Source organism: Streptomyces sp. NPDC002306 (assembly GCF_053593435.1).
Genome location: NZ_JBSFCK010000004.1, coordinates 402,048 through 418,563 on the forward strand (window position 1 = coordinate 402,048; position 16,516 = coordinate 418,563).

12 protein-coding genes are annotated in these 16,516 nt (G+C 71.7%); 8 read left to right on the forward strand and 4 right to left on the reverse strand.

Going from position 1 to position 16,516, the window contains the following annotated elements:
• Positions 1–79: 79 nt before the first annotated feature.
• Entirely contained in the window at positions 80–1,579 is a 1,500-nt protein-coding gene (locus tag ACWCQK_RS11825; RefSeq protein WP_451154547.1) for a helix-turn-helix domain-containing protein, read from the reverse strand.
• A gap of 197 nt (positions 1,580–1,776) precedes the next feature.
• Between ACWCQK_RS11825 and ACWCQK_RS11830 the strand changes: the two genes are divergently transcribed.
• The 3 genes from ACWCQK_RS11830 (at position 1,777) to ACWCQK_RS11840 (ending at position 4,665) form a co-directional block, all read left to right on the forward strand.
• Positions 1,777–2,397 (forward strand): L-threonylcarbamoyladenylate synthase, encoded by a 621-nt coding sequence (locus ACWCQK_RS11830; protein ID WP_451154549.1) that lies wholly within the window; start codon positions 1,777–1,779, stop codon positions 2,395–2,397.
• A 130-nt stretch (positions 2,398–2,527) separates the two neighbouring features.
• Entirely contained in the window at positions 2,528–3,283 is a 756-nt protein-coding gene (locus ACWCQK_RS11835; RefSeq protein WP_451154551.1) for a dienelactone hydrolase family protein, read from the forward strand.
• 203 nt (positions 3,284–3,486) lie between these two features.
• Positions 3,487–4,665: a glycoside hydrolase family 64 protein gene (locus tag ACWCQK_RS11840; protein WP_451154642.1), complete on the forward strand. Its 1,179-nt coding sequence runs from the start codon at positions 3,487–3,489 to the stop codon at positions 4,663–4,665.
• Between the two features lie 64 nt (positions 4,666–4,729).
• On the opposite strand, the gene ACWCQK_RS11845 is transcribed toward ACWCQK_RS11840, so the two are convergent.
• Positions 4,730–7,126 carry a M4 family metallopeptidase gene (locus ACWCQK_RS11845; protein ID WP_451154553.1) on the reverse strand — a complete coding sequence of 799 codons (2,397 nt, stop codon included), beginning with the start codon at positions 7,124–7,126 and terminating at the stop codon, positions 4,730–4,732.
• 391 nt (positions 7,127–7,517) lie between these two features.
• Here ACWCQK_RS11845 and ACWCQK_RS11850 point away from each other — a divergent pair, with 391 nt between their 5' ends.
• The 3 genes from ACWCQK_RS11850 (at position 7,518) to ACWCQK_RS11860 (ending at position 11,411) form a co-directional block, all read left to right on the forward strand.
• Positions 7,518–8,435 (forward strand): MHYT domain-containing protein, encoded by a 918-nt coding sequence (locus ACWCQK_RS11850; RefSeq protein WP_451154555.1) that lies wholly within the window; start codon positions 7,518–7,520, stop codon positions 8,433–8,435.
• Positions 8,436–8,728: 293 nt separating this feature from the next.
• A complete protein-coding gene (locus ACWCQK_RS11855; protein WP_451154558.1) occupies positions 8,729–10,231 on the forward strand; it encodes a metallophosphoesterase family protein in 1,503 nt (500 codons plus the stop codon).
• 94 nt (positions 10,232–10,325) lie between these two features.
• A complete protein-coding gene (locus ACWCQK_RS11860; RefSeq protein WP_451154560.1) occupies positions 10,326–11,411 on the forward strand; it encodes an LLM class flavin-dependent oxidoreductase in 1,086 nt (361 codons plus the stop codon).
• A 1-nt stretch (position 11,412) separates the two neighbouring features.
• On the opposite strand, the gene ACWCQK_RS11865 is transcribed toward ACWCQK_RS11860, so the two are convergent.
• Entirely contained in the window at positions 11,413–12,387 is a 975-nt protein-coding gene (locus ACWCQK_RS11865) for a TauD/TfdA dioxygenase family protein (RefSeq protein ID WP_451154562.1), read from the reverse strand.
• A gap of 195 nt (positions 12,388–12,582) precedes the next feature.
• Here ACWCQK_RS11865 and ACWCQK_RS11870 point away from each other — a divergent pair, with 195 nt between their 5' ends.
• Complete coding sequence (locus ACWCQK_RS11870) at positions 12,583–13,413, forward strand: aldo/keto reductase (protein WP_451154564.1); 831 nt, start codon at positions 12,583–12,585, stop codon at positions 13,411–13,413.
• Positions 13,414–13,618: 205 nt separating this feature from the next.
• Positions 13,619–14,053 carry a cupin domain-containing protein gene (locus ACWCQK_RS11875; RefSeq protein WP_451154566.1) on the forward strand — a complete coding sequence of 145 codons (435 nt, stop codon included), beginning with the start codon at positions 13,619–13,621 and terminating at the stop codon, positions 14,051–14,053.
• Here the strand turns inward: ACWCQK_RS11875 and ACWCQK_RS11880 are convergent, their stop codons facing one another.
• Complete coding sequence (locus ACWCQK_RS11880) at positions 14,054–16,396, reverse strand: SpoIIE family protein phosphatase (protein WP_451154568.1); 2,343 nt, start codon at positions 16,394–16,396, stop codon at positions 14,054–14,056.
• Positions 16,397–16,516: the final 120 nt, after the last annotated feature.

Sequence of the window (16,516 nt, forward strand, 5' to 3'; positions counted from 1 at the left end):
CCCCGGCGGTCCCCCGAACCTATGTGGACGGCGGGCCGGTTGTGAATCGCGCCCGTGCCCGGTGCGCGGCCTTCGGGGCTCACTCGTGCACAGGTGAGTCCGGATGCTCCTCTTTGTCCGGCCGATGGGCAGGATCCAGGGCCGGCCGTTCGAGGTCTCCGGTCGCCAGGTGGGCCAGCACGACCTCGTACAGGTCACTTCCCCCGGTCAACAGCCTGCGTTCGAGGACGGGTTCGGCGCTGCGGACGTGGTCCCGGACCGTCTGTGGGTGGACGCCGACGAGCTGCGCGGCCCGTTCGGCGTTGCCCCCGGCGGCCAGCCAGGCACGCAGGGTGCGGCGCAGGTCGCGCGGATCGGTGTTCAGCCGGCCCAGGAGGTCGTGCGCCCACGCGCCCAGCGGGGGCCCGGCGAGCAGGTCCCGCAGGCCGGTGCGGGCCGCGCGCGCGGTGGTGCCGTCGGCGGGCAGGCCGACCTGGGTGTTCAGCGCCAGATGGACGGCGGCCCGTACGGTGAGCGCGGAGAGGTCGGTGCCCAGCAGGGCTTCCACGCGTTCCATCCGGGCGCGGACGGTGTTGCGGCTGACGCCGAGGATCTTGGCTGCGCTGACGGCCGTGAACTCCAGGCCGAGCCGGGTGGTGGCGAGCAGTTCCGCGCGGGTGTGGTGGGGCAGCGCGTCGAGCGGCCGCAGCAGTGCCGACGTCCAGGTGCGCAGGGCGGCCGGGTCCATGAGTCGTTCGGGGTGGGTGCGTTCGGCGTACACCGCCGCCTTGTCCGGGCGGAAGCGGGCCACGGCGAGGGCGCTGACGGCCTGGCCGTAGGCGGTCGCGGTGTGCGCGAGGCTCTGCCGGGTGCTGCCGCCGAGGTAGGTGCCGGGGCGGCCGATGACGAGCGCCCGCAGTTCCGCGCCCGTGCCCTCCTGGGGTGTGACGACGATGAGGTGGGCGTCGACGGCGGGACAGCGGACGACCAGGGCCGCCTCCGCGGTCACGTCGAGGCATCGCTCGGCGAGTTCGTCGCGTTCCTCGGGGCAGCCCTCGACGACGTAGACGCTGGCGCTGTCGGTGTCGAGCAGGCCGGGCCAGAGTCCCGAGGCGACCCGGCGCGCCGAGACGATGTCCTCCACCATGAGCAGTTGCAGGATGGCCAGCCGCAGATCGGCGGCGGCGCGCTTGAGCCGCCGTCCCGTCGTGGTCGTCTCGCGGGCCCGGAGCAGGACTTCGAGGACGGCCGCGGTGTGGGTGACGATGTCGGAGGCGCGGCGGTCGAAGGGGGCGGCGCGCTCCACCGTCAGCAGGCCGACCGACGTCCGGCGCTGGAGTTCGACCCTGACGAGCCGCAGATGGCGGCCCTGGACCTGCCAGGCGGCGGAGGCGAGGCGCCCGGCGACGATGTCGGCGGCCGGGGACCCGTCGAGGGCGGTGGGCGGCCCGGCGAGGAGCGTGCCGGTGTCGTCCCGCAAGGACACGGTCGCGTCCACCGCCTCGGCGAGCCAGGCGACGACCTTGCGGACGTCGCGCCCGGCGGGGCGCAGATGGCCGAGGAGCTCCTCGGCCCAGGTCGAGGTGTCGCCGCCCGTCATGCCTGCCTCGCCGCCTTCCCGCCCGTGACCTCCGCTTTCCTGGTCGGGGACGTTACCTCACAGCGGACTGGACGGCTCCGCCCGTGCCGGTGGCCCACCGGGCATCTCTTCACACCTGTGGCAGCGGAGTGAGTACGCCACCGGGGGCGACGGACGTCGACGCGGCGCCGCCGCCCGCGTCGGCATAAGCTCGTCCAATGGCGAAGTACTACGACGTGCACCCCGAGAACCCGCAGCCGCGCACCATCGCCCAGGTCGCCGAGAGCGTCCGCGCGGGCGCGCTGATCGCGTATCCGACCGACTCCTGCTACGCGCTCGGCTGCCGGCTGGGCAGCCGCGACGGCATCGAGCGCATCCGGTCCATCCGTCACCTGGACGACCGGCACCACTTCACGCTCGTGTGCCAGGACTTCGCGCAGCTCGGTCAGTTCGTCCGGGTGGACAACGACGTGTTCCGGGCGGTCAAGGCGTCGACCCCGGGCAGTTACACCTTCATCCTCCCGGCGACGAAGGAGGTGCCCCGCATGTTGCAGCATCCGAAGAAGAAGACGGTCGGCGTGCGCATCCCCGACCACGTCGTCACCCAGGCCCTGCTCGCCGAGCTCGGCGAGCCGCTGCTGTCCAGCACGCTGCTGCTGCCGGACGAGGAGGAACCGCTGACGCAGGGCTGGGAGATCAAGGACCGGCTCGATCATGTGCTGGACGGCGTGGTGGACTCCGGCGACTGCGGCACCGAGCCGACGACGGTCGTCGACTTCTCCAGCGGCGAGGCGGAGATCGTACGGCGCGGGGCCGGTGACATCACGCGCTTCGAGTGAGGCCGCGCACGCCGTCGCCCGCCGCCAGGGCGGTTCCCGACCGGGCGGGCGACGCGTGCGACCATGATCGCGGCCCGGCGCGCCGGGCCGACGTCCGCTCGTCGTCGACCGCACAGAGAGGCAACCCGCCATGACCTCCGTACAGGGCACCGTCGTGGACATCACCACCGAGGACGGCACCGCCGACGCCTACGTGGCCCGCCCCGCTGACGAACTCCCCCACCCGGGGGTGCTGTTCTACCAGGACGCCTTCGGGATCCGCCCGCACCTGAGGTCGATGGCCGACCGGCTCGCGGCGGCCGGCTACACGGTCCTGGTGCCCAACGTCTTCTACCGGCACGGGCGGACGCCCGTCTTCGACCTCCCCGAGTTCATCGACCCTTCGGCGCGGCCCGAGATCTGGGAGCAGATCGCCCCGGTCCTGCAGTCCCTGACCCCGGAGCTCGCCGTGCGGGACGCGGGCGCCTATCTGCGGTGGCTGGCCGACAGCCCGCTGGTGGCCGACGGGCCGGTCGCGGTCACCGGCTACTGCATGGGCGCCCGGCTGGCGCTGCGCACCGCCGGCGCCTACCCGGACCGGGTGGCGGCCGCGGCCGGCTTCCACGGCGGCCAGTTGGCGACCGACGCGCCCGACAGCCCGCACCTGGCGGCCGAACACGTCACCGCCGAGCTGTACTTCGGCCATGCGGACGACGACCCGTCCCTGCCCGAGGAGCAGATGCGGCGGCTGGAGGACGCGCTGACCGCGGCCGGTGTGCGCCACCGCTGCGAGGTCTACCCCGGCGCTCACCACGGTTACACCCAGGCCGACACCTCCTCGTACCAGAAGGAGGGCGACGAGCGGCACTGGGAAGCGCTGCTGGATCTGCTGGCGCGCACCTTCTGATCCCGGCAGGCGCCCGGACCGCCGCGGCGCCCGCCGGCCCATCCCGCCGGTCGGCCCATCCCGCCCGATGCGGCACTCGCCCACCACGTTCTTCGTATTGACATGAACGCGACCGGGTGCAACTTTGAGAGCGCTCTCAGGAATAGGTACGGACCAACCCCACAGCTGTACCCGCACGGAGGTGGAGAGTGTTCGAAAGGCTCATGTCCCGATGGGGCGCGGCGGCCGCGGTGGCCGCTCTCGTCGGCGCACTGCTCACGCTCGGCGCGCCGGCCGAGGCCGCGGTGCCCGCCACGATCCCGCTCAAGGTGACCAACAACTCCGGCCGCGGCGAGCCGGTCTACGTGTACAACCTCGGCACCCTGCTGACGACCGGCCAGCAGGGCTGGGCGGACGCGAACGGCACGTTCCACGCCTGGCCGGCCGGTGGCAATCCGCCGACCCCCGCGCCCGACGCGTCCATCACGGGTCCGGCGGCCGGGCAGTCGAAGACCATCCGGATCCCGAAGTTCTCGGGCCGGATCTACTTCTCCTACGGACAGAAACTCGTGTTCCGGCTCACGACCGGTGGACTGGTACAACCGGCCGTGCAGAACCCCACCGACCCCAACCGCCCCATCCTCTTCAACTGGTCGGAGTACACACTCAACGACTCCGGCCTGTGGCTCAACAGCACCCAGGTCGACATGTTCTCGGCGCCGTACGCGGTCGGCGTCCAGCGGGCCGACGGCAGCACCGTCACCACCGGACACCTCAAGTCCGGCGGCTACACCGGGGTGTTCAACACCCTGCGGGCCCAGCCCGGCGGCTGGGCCGGCCTGATCCAGACACGGTCCGACGGGACCGTCCTGCGGGCCCTGTCCCCCGGATACGGACTGGAGACCGGAGCGCTTCCGGCGTCCGTGCTGGACGACTACATCAACCGGGTCTGGCAGAAGTACACGACGGCGACACTCACGGTGACACCGTTCACCGACCAGCCGAACACCCGCTACTTCGGGCGGGTGTCGGGCAACGTCATGAACTTCACGAACACCTCCGGCGCGGTCGTCACCAGCTTCCAGAAGCCCGACGCGTCCAGCGTCTTCGGCTGCCACAGGCTGCTGGACGCCCCCAACGACCTGGTGCGCGGCCCGATCTCGCGCACGCTGTGCGCGGGCTTCAACCGCTCGACCCTGCTGGTCAATCCGAACCAGCCGGACACCACGACGGCGAACTTCTACCGGGACGCCGTGACCAACCACTACGCCCGTGCCATCCACGCCCAGATGGCCGACGGCAAGGCGTACGCCTTCGCCTTCGACGACGTCGGCAACCAGGAGTCGCTGGTCCACGACGGCAACCCGCAGCAGGCCTACCTGACCCTGGACCCGCTGAGCTGAACAACGACGGCGTCCCGCACCCGGAGGGAGCCCGGGTGCGGGACGCCGTTCGCGCGGGGAGCGGTCAGCTGGTCGTCACGGCGGTGTCATCCACGACGAAGCTGGTCTGGAGGGAGGAGTCCTCGACACCGCTGAACTTGAGGGTGACGGTGGTGCCGGCGAACGAGGACAGGTCGAACGTCTTCTGGGTGTACCCCGTGGCCTTGTTGAGGTTGGAGTACGTCGCCAGCGTGGTCGAACCGGCGGTGACCGTCAGCTTGTCGTACTGCGTGCTGGTGGTGGTCTCCGCGGAGTCGATGTGCAGGTAGAAGGTGAAGGAGGCCTTGCAGCCGCTGGGGATGGACACCGACTGCGTCAGCGTGTCGGTGTGCGTGGCGCCGTAGCCGTCCAGCCAGGCCTTGTACGAACCGCCGTGGGCCGCCTGGCTGCTGGAGTTGGTGATGACTCCGCTGGTCGCGGTCCAGGTGGTGTTGCCGGACTCGAAGCCGGCGTTGCCGAGCAGCTGCGCCGGGGTGCAGGTGCCGCCGCCGGCGGGGTTGACGGTCCAGGTGAAGGTCGCCGTACCGGTCGCCCCGGTGCTGTCGGTGACGGTCACCGTGGTGCTGTACGTCCCGGCGGTGGTCGGGGTACCGGTGATCGCGCCGGTGGAGCTGTTGATCGACAGCCCGGCGGGCAGACCGCTCGCGGCGTACGTCAGGGCGCCGGCGTTGGTGCTGCTGGCCGAGATCTGGAGGGTCACCGCGGTGCCGACGGTGGAGGTCCGGCTGCCCGGGTTGGTGACGGTCACACCGCTGGTCGGCGGGGTGACGTGGCTGCCGACGTTGATGCCGGCGAAGGCGTTCGCCACACCCGCGTACTGGGTGGAGCTCGCGCCGTACAGCGCCGTCGCGGCGTTCAGGGCGGCGGTGCGGGCGGCGGCGTAGTTGGTGCTGGACGTCATGTACGTCGTCAGCGCCTTGTACCAGATCTGGAGCGCGGCGGCCCGGCCGATACCCGCGACGGCGACACCGTCGGAGGTCGGACTGTTGTAGGTGACGCCGTTGATGGTCTTGGTGCCGCTGCCCTCGGAGAGCAGGTAGAACATGTGGTTCGCCGGGCCCGAGGAGTAGTGGACGTCCAGGTTGCCGACGCCGGAGTACCAGCTGTCGGCGGAGCCGCCGTCCTTGTCAGGCTCGTCCATGTAACGCAGCGGCGTACCGTTGCCGTTGATGTTGATCTTCTCGCCGATGAGGTAGTCGCCGACGTCGCTGCTGTTGTTGGCGTAGAACTCCACGCCGGTGCCGAAGATGTCGGAGGTGGCCTCGTTCAGACCGCCGGACTCACCCGTGTAGTTCAGGCCGGCGGTGTTGGAGGTGACGCCGTGGCTCATCTCGTGGCCCGCGACGTCGAGCGAGGTCAGCGCGTGGGTGCCGCCGGAGCCGTCGCCGTAGGTCATGCAGAAGCAGCTGTCGTCCCAGAAGGCGTTGACGTACGCCGAGCTGTAGTGGACGCGGGAGTAGGCGGCGACGCCGTCGTTCTTGATGCCGCTGCGGCCGAAGGTGTTCTTGTAAAAGTCCCAGGTCGTCTGGGCGCCGTAGGCGGCGTCCGCGCCGGCGGTCTGGGTGTTGGAACCGGCGCCGGTGCCCCAGACGTCGTCGGCGTCCGTCATCAGCGTGCCGGTGCCCGAGGTGCCGTTGTTGAGGCTGTACGTCTTGTGCCCGCCGCGGGTCGTGTCGTACAGCTGGTACGTCGAGCCCGACAGCGTGGTGTTCAGGGTGACCGAACCGCTGTACTGGGTGTTGCCCGTACCGGTCTTGATGTCCTGGAAGCGGCCGAGCTCCGCGCCGGTGGTGGCGTCGGTGACGACGTGCAGCCGGCTGGGCGTGCCGTCGTCCTGGAGTCCGCTGACCACGGTCTCCCAGGCAAGTTTCGGGGTGCCTTCGGCGGCCCAGATCACCTTGCGGGCGCTGTCCGCGGCGGGCTGCTGCGCGTCGAGGGACCTGGCCGCCTTCAGGGCCTTGGTCTCGGCCGCCGCCTTGGTGAAGGTCGCGCTGGTCGAGGCCACCTTCACGGCGCGCTGGGTGTTGAAGGTGGTGCTGACCGTGCCGGAGCCCTGCGAGGCCGGCGGTGTGTGCACGACGAGGTCGCCGCCGAGGACCGGGAGACCGTCGTAGGTGCGCTCGTACCGCGTGTGGACGGTGCCGTCGTTGTCCTTGACGACGTCCTTGACGACGAGCTTCTCCTTGGCACCGAGGCCGAGGCTCTGCGCGGTCACGGTGGTCCGCTGCGCGGCGCTCTTGATGAGCGCCGTGTGCTGGGCCGGGGTGAGATCGGCCGGCAGGCCCCCGGCGCGCAGGGGGCTGGGGTGGGGGGAAGCAGGCTGTGCCGACGCCGGAACGGACGGGATGCCGACGGCGAGGAAGGCGGCGGTGGAGAGCAGGGCTGCTCCTACCGCGGTCCGCTTGCGGGGGATGCGTCTCACTCGTTCTCCTACTGCTGCGACCGCGGGGTGCGGCCGATGACAGACCGGGCAGACGGGTGTGCTGTCCGGGACGAGCCGAGCTGTGCGGGACCGTTGCTGCGTGAAGGGGGAGTGCCGGTTGTGTGCAGCGACAGGGGCGAGAATGACAGGCTTGACCGAGCCATGTCAGCCACGTCCGGGGCAATCGAGGGTTATCCCTCTGTACACGTGACCCCTGCATGTACCGGCCCAGATCCCGGAGGATGTTGACCGGAATTCAGCCGTTGGTGACACGAGTGAAGGAAAAGTAGTCAAGAGTTGACCGAAGACTCGAGACGAGGCATTGCCCCACCCGGCCTTCACCCAGCAATGTTCCTCCACAACAGCCTTTACTCTGGGGGGAGTTGGCAGAATGCAAGGGACGATCGACGGTTTCCGCTACGGGGTCGTGACCCCGGTCGCCGCCTACTTGATGGCCTGTCTGGGCGGGGCGCTGGGGTTGCGTTGCACCGTGCGGTCACTGCTCGACACACCGTCGTGGAAGTCGGGCTGGCTGGCGCTCGGGGCCGCGTCGATCGGCTGCGGCATCTGGACGATGCACTTCATCGCGATGATCGGATTCCAGGTCGAGGAGACCCGGATCGGATACGACGTCCCGCTCACCGTGCTGAGCCTCGTCGTGGCCGTCGTGGTGGTCGGTGTAGGGGTGTTCATCGTCGGCCACCGGGGCGCGAGCGGCCTCGCGCTGGCCGTCGCCGGGGTCGTCACCGGGCTCGGTGTCGCCGCGATGCACTATCTGGGCATGGCGGCGATCCACGTCAACGGGACGATCCGGTACGCCTCGTGGACCGTCGCCCTCTCCGTACTCATCGCGATCGCCGCCGCGACCGCCGCCCTGTGGGCCGCCGTCACGATCCGCGGCTTCCTGGCCAGCCTCGGGGCCAGCCTGGTCATGGGCGTGGCCGTGTCCGGCATGCACTACACGGCCATGGCCTCCGTCAGCGTCCATCTGCACGGCACGACGGACGCCCGCGGCGGTGACGCGGCCACCTCGCTGCTGCTGCCGATGCTCATCGGGCCGGTCATCTTCCTGCTGCTGGCCGCGGTGGTGGTGATGTTCGACCCGCTCCTCGTCCTCGGCGAGGGCGAGTGGAACCGCGCCCCCGCTCCCCCGCGAGCCTCGACCGCGACCGGCCCGCAGCGCGCCGGCTGGGCACGGACGGCCGCCGCGGTGAGCGACGGACAGCCCCGGTCACGGACCGCCGCCCACCCGGCCGGAAGCCCACGCGAGAGGCCCGACCGGGAACGGACCCGCAACAGCCGGGCGTAGGGGCCGAGATGGAACGTGCGGTGTGAGCGCGGAGACGGAACGGCCCGGCGCGGGCGCGGACATGCGTCGGTCCGCCCCGCCGCCGGGCCGGAGGGCTTGCCCTGAGGCGTGGCCGGGAGACCGGGCCGGCGTCGCGCGGCGGTGCCGTGCACGCCGGGCGCCGTCGGCCTCAACTACCCCCCTCTTCTGCGCACTTGCCGGAAGCGTCCGGCCGGTCGGACGTCGTACGTCCGGGCCGTGCGACGGAGCGGCCCGCCGACAGGCCGCGCGGAGATCGTTGCTACGGTGCACCGATGTCTGACTCCTCACGCGACACAGCCGAGGGCGCGGGCTGGGGCGCCGCCGAGCGCGGTGCGTACCAGCAGCTCATGCCGACGGAGGTCGAGAAGCTGTCGTGGCTGAACCCCAGGACACTGTGGGCCGCCCGCAACGGCATCCTGGCCTCCTGGTTCGGCGATCCGACAGGGCGCACCCGCGGCCGCTGGGCGGCCCAGCGGGCGGCGGCCGGGGCGCCCGCCGACAAGGTGATCCGGCGCGACGACCCGGAGCGGTTCTCCTTCATGGTGATCGGTGACACCGGCGAGGGCGACGCGTCCCAGTACGCCGTCGTGCCAGGCTTCCTGAAGGCCGGTGAGGACACCCGGTTCACCGTCCTGACCAGCGATGTGATCTATCCGGTGGGCAGCGCCGACGACTACGGCGACAAGTTCTTCCGGCCGTACCAGGACTATCGCGCGCCCATCTACGCGATACCGGGCAACCACGACTGGTACGAGGATCTCGGCGCGTTCATGCGCGTCTTCTGCGACGACGCCCCGCCGCTGGCCGCCGAGCCCGCGCCACGCCCGCTCACCCGGGCCTGGCTGCGCCACCTGCTGTGGCACCGGCCGCGTCCGGGAGACGGTCAACACCTCGACGAGGCACGGAAGTTGCGGTCTTCGCCCGGTCAACAATCCGTCCAGCCCGGCCCGTACTGGGCGATCGACGCCGGACCGGTACGGATCGTAGGCATCGACACCGGTCTGCTGGGCGGCATCGACGCCGAGCAGGGCGCGTGGCTGCGCGAGGTGTCCCAGGGGCCCCGCCCGAAGATCCTCGTCACGGGCTCACCCCTCTACGTGGACGGCGAGCACCACCCCTGCCCGATCGAGGGCGGCGGCACGGTCGACGACGTGGTCCGTGACCCCGGCCACCACTACGTGGCGGCGATAGGCGGCGACATCCACAACTACCAGCGCTATCCGGTGGACGTGGACGGCCGGACCGTCCAGTACGTGGTCTCGGGCGGCGGCGGGGCGTTCATGCACGCCACGCACACCATTCCGCGCGTCCGCGTCGCGAACGTCGGCGAGCGGGACTTCCGCTGTTATCCGTTGCGCGGAGACTCCCTCGCCTTCTACAGCCGCCTCTACGGCCGCCGCCTGCGCCTGCGCCGCTTCTTCACCCTCACCGAGGCCGAGGCGACCGCCGTGCTCGCCGAACGGCTCGGCATCGCCCCGGTCCGTGGCGGTGACCCGTCCGTCCCGGTCACCCGGCGTGTCCGCCTCGTCGCGACTCTCCTGGGCGCGGGCGGCGACCCCGGCCGGCCCTCCCGCTTCCGCCTGCCCGTACGCAAGATCTACACCCAGCTGTTCTCGCCGGGCTCGGCGACGTACAGCCCGCCCTTCTTCAAGTGCTTCCTGCGGCTGGACGTCACCCCGGACACGGTCCGGCTGCGCTGCTTCGCGGCCACCGGCAACCTCGCCCAGGAGGCCGACCCGCCGGTGGAGGACGAGGTCGTCATCCCGCTGGCCTGAGCGGCCGCCGCGGCGACCACCTGCGACAATCAAGAGGCAGAGCGAGAAGACGACCGGGGTACGGCCCGCCGGGCCGTGGACGACGGAGGAACCCATGCCGCCCATCTCACGCCCGTTGCGCAAACTGGGCTTCCTCACCATCGGACTGTTCGACGAGGCGGACCCGCGCCGGGGACACGAGTCCACGCTGGAGATCATCGAGCTGGGCGAGCGGCTCGGCTTCGACAGCGCGTGGGTCCGCCACCGCCATCTCCAGTACGGCATCTCCTCCCCCGTCGCCGTCCTGGCGGCGGCCTCGCAGCGCACCAGCCGGATCGAACTGGGCACGGCGGTCATCCCGTTGGGCTGGGAGAACCCGCTGCGCCTCGCGGAGGACCTGGCGACGGTCGACATCCTGTCCGGGGGCCGCCTCAACCCGGGGGTCAGCGTCGGCCCGCCGATGCACTACGACCAGGTCAAGGGGGCGCTGTACCCGGACACCGCGGACGCCGAGGACTTCGGCTACGACCGGGTGGAACGGCTGCTGGACCACGTGCGCGGCAAGCCCGTCACGGACTTCAGCGGCGCCGAGGGTTTCGAGGTGTTCTCCGACCGGGTGCAGCCGCAGTCCCCCGGGCTGGGCCGCCGCCTGTGGTACGGCGGCGGCAGCACGCGCTCGGCGCGCTGGGCCGGCGAGCACGGCATGAACCTCCTGACGAGCAGCGTCGTCAAGGCGCCGGACGACCCGGACGAGCCCGGTGACTTCGCGGAGATCCAGCTGTCCCACATCCGCGCCTTCCGGGCCGCCCACCCCGACGGCGAGGCCGCCCGGGTCTCGCAGGGCCTGGTGGTCATCCCCACCGACTCCGCCACCCCCGAACAGCGCGCGAAGTACGAGGAGTTCGCGGCGACCCGCACCCCTCGCACGACCGCGCCCCAGGGTCCGGCGCGTCTGCTGTTCGCGCCGGACCTGGTCGGCACCTCCGAGGAGATCGCCGAACGCCTGCACGCGCACGCCGCGTTCCGTGAGGTCGACGAGGTGGCGTTCGCGCTGCCGTTCACCTTCGAGCACGAGGACTACACGCAGATCCTCACCGACATCGCGACCCGGCTCGGCCCCGCGCTCGGCCGCCCCGCCACCGACGCCGCCGGACCCACCGGACCCACCGGACCCACCGGACCCACCGGACCCACCGGCTGAGTCACCAGCGTCCCGCCTCGGTCCCGACGACCGGCTGCGACGGCCTGCCGTCCACGCCGACCGGCACGTCACCGGTGAGCATCACCCGGTGCATGGTCCGGGGGAAGCCGAGGTGGGCGTTGTCACCGGGTGCCAGATGGATCGTGGCCCTGTTGTCCCAGAAGGCCACGCTGCCCTGCTCCCAGCGGAAGCGGACGGTGTACTCGGGCCGGACCGCCTGTTCGAGGAGCATGTCCAGCAGCGCCCGGCTCTCCGCGCGGGACACGTCGGCGATCTGCTCGACGTAGTAGCCGTTGACGTACAGCACCCGCTCGCCCGTCTCCGGGTGGACGCGCACCAGCGGGTGCACGGAGGCGACCTGATGGTCCAGCAGGTGCCGGACGTACGCGTCGTCGCCCGGACGCGGCTGGTAGCCGACGCCGAGCCGGTGCTCGGCCCGCAGGCCGTCCACGAACGCCCGCACCGGCGCGGACAGTCCGGCGTACGCGGCCGCGAGGTTGGACCAGGTGGTGTCGCCGCCGTAGGGCGGCACGGTCTCCGCGCGCAGGATCGACGCGGCCGGCGGGTCGACGCGGGCGCCGTGGTCGCAGTGCCAGCCGCGCAGCAGGGTGTGCCGACGGCGTTCCAGCCACTCCTGGTGCTCCATCCCGAACCGTCCGCCCAGTTCCAGCCGGTCGGCGGTCGTCTCGATCTCGGGGAAGTCGGGAGGTGAGGCGCCGCCCCGCCTGCCCGGTACGACCGGCTCGCCGAACCGGCGCGCGAACGCCACGTGCCCGGCGTGGTCGAGCCGCTGCCCCCGGAAGAACACCACCTTCCACCGCAGCACCGCCGCCCGGATCACGGCCACCTGCACGTCGTCCAGGCCGGCCGCCAGGTCGACGCCCTCGATCTCGGCCCCGATGTGCCCGGCGACCGGTGTCACCACCACCCCGGCACGCCGCATCGCCTCGTCCGCCGTACGGCTGTCCGTCGTCATACGCACTCCGCTGTTCGTCGACTTCACCTACGGGTCAGAGCCTGACAGCGAACGCCGCGCCGGGCGAGCGTCGTCGTCGCCGGCCTGTTCGGGGCACCGCCCGTCCCCGTCCGCCGTCCGCCGTCCGCCCGGTTGATCATTCCTGCCCCTGTCCACGAGGCTGGACGCGGAACGCACTCAAGGGAAGGTCCGACGGTGATCAGCATTCCGACGCACGAACTCAACGACGGCAGGACGATCCCGGCCCTCGGTCTGGGCACCTGGCCGATGGACGACGCGCAGGCGGAGCGGGCGGTGGTGGACGCGCTGGAGCTGGGCTACCGGCTCTTCGACACGGCCACGAACTACCGCAACGAGACCGGGGTCGGCCGCGGTGTGGCGGCCGGCGGCATTCCGCGGGAGGAGATCGTCGTCACGACGAAGCTCCCGGGACGGCACCACGGCTACGAGGAGACGCTCGCCTCTTTCGAGGAGTCCCGCGCCCGCCTCGGGCTGGACTATGTGGACCTGTACCTCATCCACTGGCCGCTGCCCCGCGTCGGCGCGTACGTCGACTCCTGGCGCGCCATGATCAAACTGCGTGAGGAGGGGCTGGTCCGCTCGATCGGCGTCTCCAACTTCACGGCCGAGCACATCGAGCGCATCGAGGAGCGGACCGGGGTGCTCCCGGCCGTCAACCAGATCGAGCTGCATCCGCTGTTCCCGCAGGACGACCTGCGCGCCTTCCACGAGCGCAAGGGCATCCGCACCGAGAGCTGGAGTCCGCTGGGCCGCGGCCCTCACCTGCTGGACGACCCCGCGATCGTCGAGGTCTCCAAGGCCCTCGGGGTGACCCCGGCACAGGTCGTGCTGCGCTGGCACACCCAGCTCGGCGCGATCCCCATCCCCAAGTCGGCCAGCCCCGAACGCCAGGGCGAGAACCTGGACGTCTTCGGTTTCGCGCTCGACCAGGCCCAGATGGCGACCGTCGCCGACCGCCCGCACCGGCGACTGGGCGGGGACCCGGAAGCGCACGAGGAGTTCTGACTCCGCGCCGGGCCCGGAGCTCCGACTCCGAGCCCGGCACGAGCGGTTCCCGGACCCTGGGCGGACGGGTCCGGGAACCGCTCGCGGCCACCGCCCCGACACGACCGACGGAGATCAGCGGAATCCGTCCCCGACCGGCCTTCCTCGCACGTATGTTCACAGCGACATGCCCGTCGCCCGCCGTGCACCCCAGGAGGCCTTCCCCATGCGCACCCTGCTCCGCACCCTCGTGACCGGAGCGGTCGCCGCCACGACCGTGCTCGCCTGCGCCACCGCCCACGCCACCCCGGCCGGCCCCGGGGTCGCGGCCCGGCTGATCGCCCGGAAGACCGTCGCGGGCACCGACTACGTCCTCAGGGAGATCACCATTCCGCCCGGCCAGGCCACCGGCTGGCATTACCACGACGGCCCGCTCTACGCCTTCGTGCGGCAGGGCACGCTCAGTCACTTCGACTCCGGTTGCGCGTCCGACGGTGTCTATCGCACGGGCAGCGCCATCCAGGAGCCGGCCGGGTCCGGCAACGTGCACATCGGCCGCAACCTCGGTGACACGCCGGTCGTGCTCGACGTGCTCTACGTGCTGCCGCACGGGGCGCCGTTCGCCGAGGACGCGCCGAACCCGGGCTGCCCCTTCGAGTGATCACTCCGGCGGCAGCGGCTGCTCGGCCCAGATGATCTTGCCGCTGCCGGTCTGCCGGCTTCCCCAGCGCTGAGTGAGCTGGGCGACCAGCAGCAGACCTCGCCCACCCTCGTCGAAGGCGTGGGCGCGGCGCAGATGCGGGGAGGTGGAACTGCCGTCGGAGACCTCGCAGATGAGGGCACGGTCACGGATCAGCCGTAGCTGGATGGGCGGTTCGCCGTACCGGATGGCGTTGGTGACGAGCTCGCTGACGACGAGTTCGGTGACGAACGCGGTCTCCTCCAGGCCCCAGGCGGCGAGCTGCTCGGCGACGTCCTGCCGGGTGACGGCCACCTGCGCCGGGTCCGTCGGGACGTCCCAGGTGGCGACCCGGTCCGCGCCCAGGGCGCGGGTGCGGGCCAGCAGCAGGGCCACGTCGTCGCTCGGTTCCTCCGACAGCACGGCCTTGAGGACGGTGTCGCAGAGCGTGTCCAGGGTGTCGGTACGCGCGGTCAGCGCGTGGCACAGCTCGGTGGTGACGCTGTCGATGTCACGGTCGCGGTCCTCGATCAGACCGTCCGTGTAGAGGGCCACGACCGTGCCCTCGGGCAGCTCCAGCTCGGTCGCCTCGAAGGGCAGGCCGCCGACGCCGAGCGGGGGCCCGGGGGCCGTCTCGATGAGCTGGGCGGTGCCGTCGGGCAGGACGACGGCGGGGGCCGGGTGACCGGCGGAGGCCAGGGTGAGGTGGCGCGTGACGGGGTCGTAGACGGCGTAGAGGCAGGTGGCGCCGAGCTCGGCGACATCGTCGTCCGCGTCGTCGGTGGCCAGGTGGGTGACCAGGTCGTCGAGATGGGTGAGGAGCTCGTCCGGCGGGAGGTCGACGTCGGCGAGGGTGCGTACGGCCATGCACAGCCGTCCCATCGTCGCCGAGGACGGGATGCCGTGTCCCACGACGTCGCCGACGACGAGGGCGACCCGGCTGCCGGACAGCGGGATCACGTCGAACCAGTCGCCGCCGACACCCGCGATCGACCCACTGGGCAGATAGCGGTGGGCCACCTCGACCGCCGCCTGTCCGGGCAGTCCGCGGGGCAGCAGGCTGTGCTGGAGCGCGAGCGCGGTCGCCCGTTCGCGGGCGAAGCGGCGGGCGTTGTCGATGCAGACGGCGGCACGGCTGGCCAGTTCCTCGGCGAACACGATGTCGTCGGCCGCGTACTGGTCCGGGTGGGCCACCCGGACACCCACGGCGACGCCCAGCGTGGTGCCGCGGGCCCGCAACGGCACCGCGAGCATCGAGTGGGCGCCCCTGCGGAAGGGGCGTCCCGCGGGTGAGCGGGTATTGCGCTGCTCCAGCCAGCTCAGGAACTCCGGCTCGCCCGCCTGACCGAGCACCGCCCGCCCCTCCCGCAGGGCCCGCGCCGGCAGGCAGGTCGGCGGGTAGGCCTCCGCCTCGCCGAGGTGCACGGCCGACTCGGGTGTGCCGTCGTTGATCGAACGGTGGGCGACCCGGCGCAGCACGATGTCCTCCGCGTCCGGCTCCCGCGGCGGCTCGTCCGCGCCGAGGACCCATTCGAGCAGGTCCACGTTGGCGAAGTCGGCGTACTTCGGGACCAGGAGCTCGACCAGTTCGTCGGCGGTGCGCACCACGTCCAGGCTGGTGCCGATGCCGGCCGCCGCCTCGTTCAGGAGCGTCAGCCGCCGCTGGGCCCAGTACTGCTCGGTGCTTTCGAGTGCCACTAGCGCGACCCCGGTCAGCTCCTCGGCGGGGTCCCGTACGGGCCACATCTCGATGCTCCAGGCATGCTCACGCTCCAGCGCGGGCGCCCCCGCGAAGCTCTGGTAGCGGACGGGCAGCCCCGTCTCGACGACCTGGCGCAGATGGTCCAGGAATCCCTGGTGCTGCTCGGCGTCCTCCACGGTCTCCAGGAGGTGCCGGCCGAGCAGGGCCTCCTCGGGCACACCCATCACCTGGCAGGCCACCTCGTTGACGCGGAGGTAGCGCTGCTCGGTGTCGAAGATCGACATCGACATGGACGCCTGCTGGAAGGCCTGCTCCGCGAGGCCGGCCCCCGGTCCGCCGGAGCGCTCGGCGGTGATCACGTACGCGCCGGGTGTGCCGTCCGTACCGAGCACGGGGCAGGCCGTGAGGTCGAGGGGGACGGCGGAGCCGTCGCGGTGCCGCAGCAGGGCGGTGCCGGTCAGCTGGGGCGGGGAACCGGCCTGGACGTCCCGCGCGAGCAGATCGCGCGCCCGACGGCCAACGACCTCCTCGGCGGCATGGCCGGTCAGCGCGCGGGCACCCTCACTCCAAGCGGTCACCACACCCCGGACGTCGACGATCGCCACGGCGGCGACATGCTCCATGTCATCCAGGATGATCCGATTGTCCCACCGCATCAAACGCGGGTGTCCCACCACATCGAACGCGAGTGTCCCACCGCATCGAACGCGGGCGGCTCCGCTTCCCGCAGGGCGGCCCGCGGC

What these genes read in the sequence shown, in the direction of transcription:
- ACWCQK_RS11865 (WP_451154562.1), bottom strand. Translation starts at nt 12,387, where the DNA reads ATGACGACGGACAGCCGTACGGCGGACGAGGCGATGCGGCGTGCCGGG.
- ACWCQK_RS11850 (WP_451154555.1), top strand. Translation starts at nt 7,518, where the DNA reads ATGCAAGGGACGATCGACGGTTTCCGCTACGGGGTCGTGACCCCGGTC.
- ACWCQK_RS11860 (WP_451154560.1), top strand. Translation starts at nt 10,326, where the DNA reads ATGCCGCCCATCTCACGCCCGTTGCGCAAACTGGGCTTCCTCACCATC.
- ACWCQK_RS11880 (WP_451154568.1), bottom strand. Translation starts at nt 16,396, where the DNA reads ATGGAGCATGTCGCCGCCGTGGCGATCGTCGACGTCCGGGGTGTGGTG.
- ACWCQK_RS11875 (WP_451154566.1), top strand. Translation starts at nt 13,619, where the DNA reads ATGCGCACCCTGCTCCGCACCCTCGTGACCGGAGCGGTCGCCGCCACG.
- ACWCQK_RS11835 (WP_451154551.1), top strand. Translation starts at nt 2,528, where the DNA reads ATGACCTCCGTACAGGGCACCGTCGTGGACATCACCACCGAGGACGGC.
- ACWCQK_RS11855 (WP_451154558.1), top strand. Translation starts at nt 8,729, where the DNA reads ATGTCTGACTCCTCACGCGACACAGCCGAGGGCGCGGGCTGGGGCGCC.
- ACWCQK_RS11830 (WP_451154549.1), top strand. Translation starts at nt 1,777, where the DNA reads ATGGCGAAGTACTACGACGTGCACCCCGAGAACCCGCAGCCGCGCACC.
- ACWCQK_RS11825 (WP_451154547.1), bottom strand. Translation starts at nt 1,579, where the DNA reads ATGACGGGCGGCGACACCTCGACCTGGGCCGAGGAGCTCCTCGGCCAT.
- ACWCQK_RS11840 (WP_451154642.1), top strand. Translation starts at nt 3,487, where the DNA reads ATGTCCCGATGGGGCGCGGCGGCCGCGGTGGCCGCTCTCGTCGGCGCA.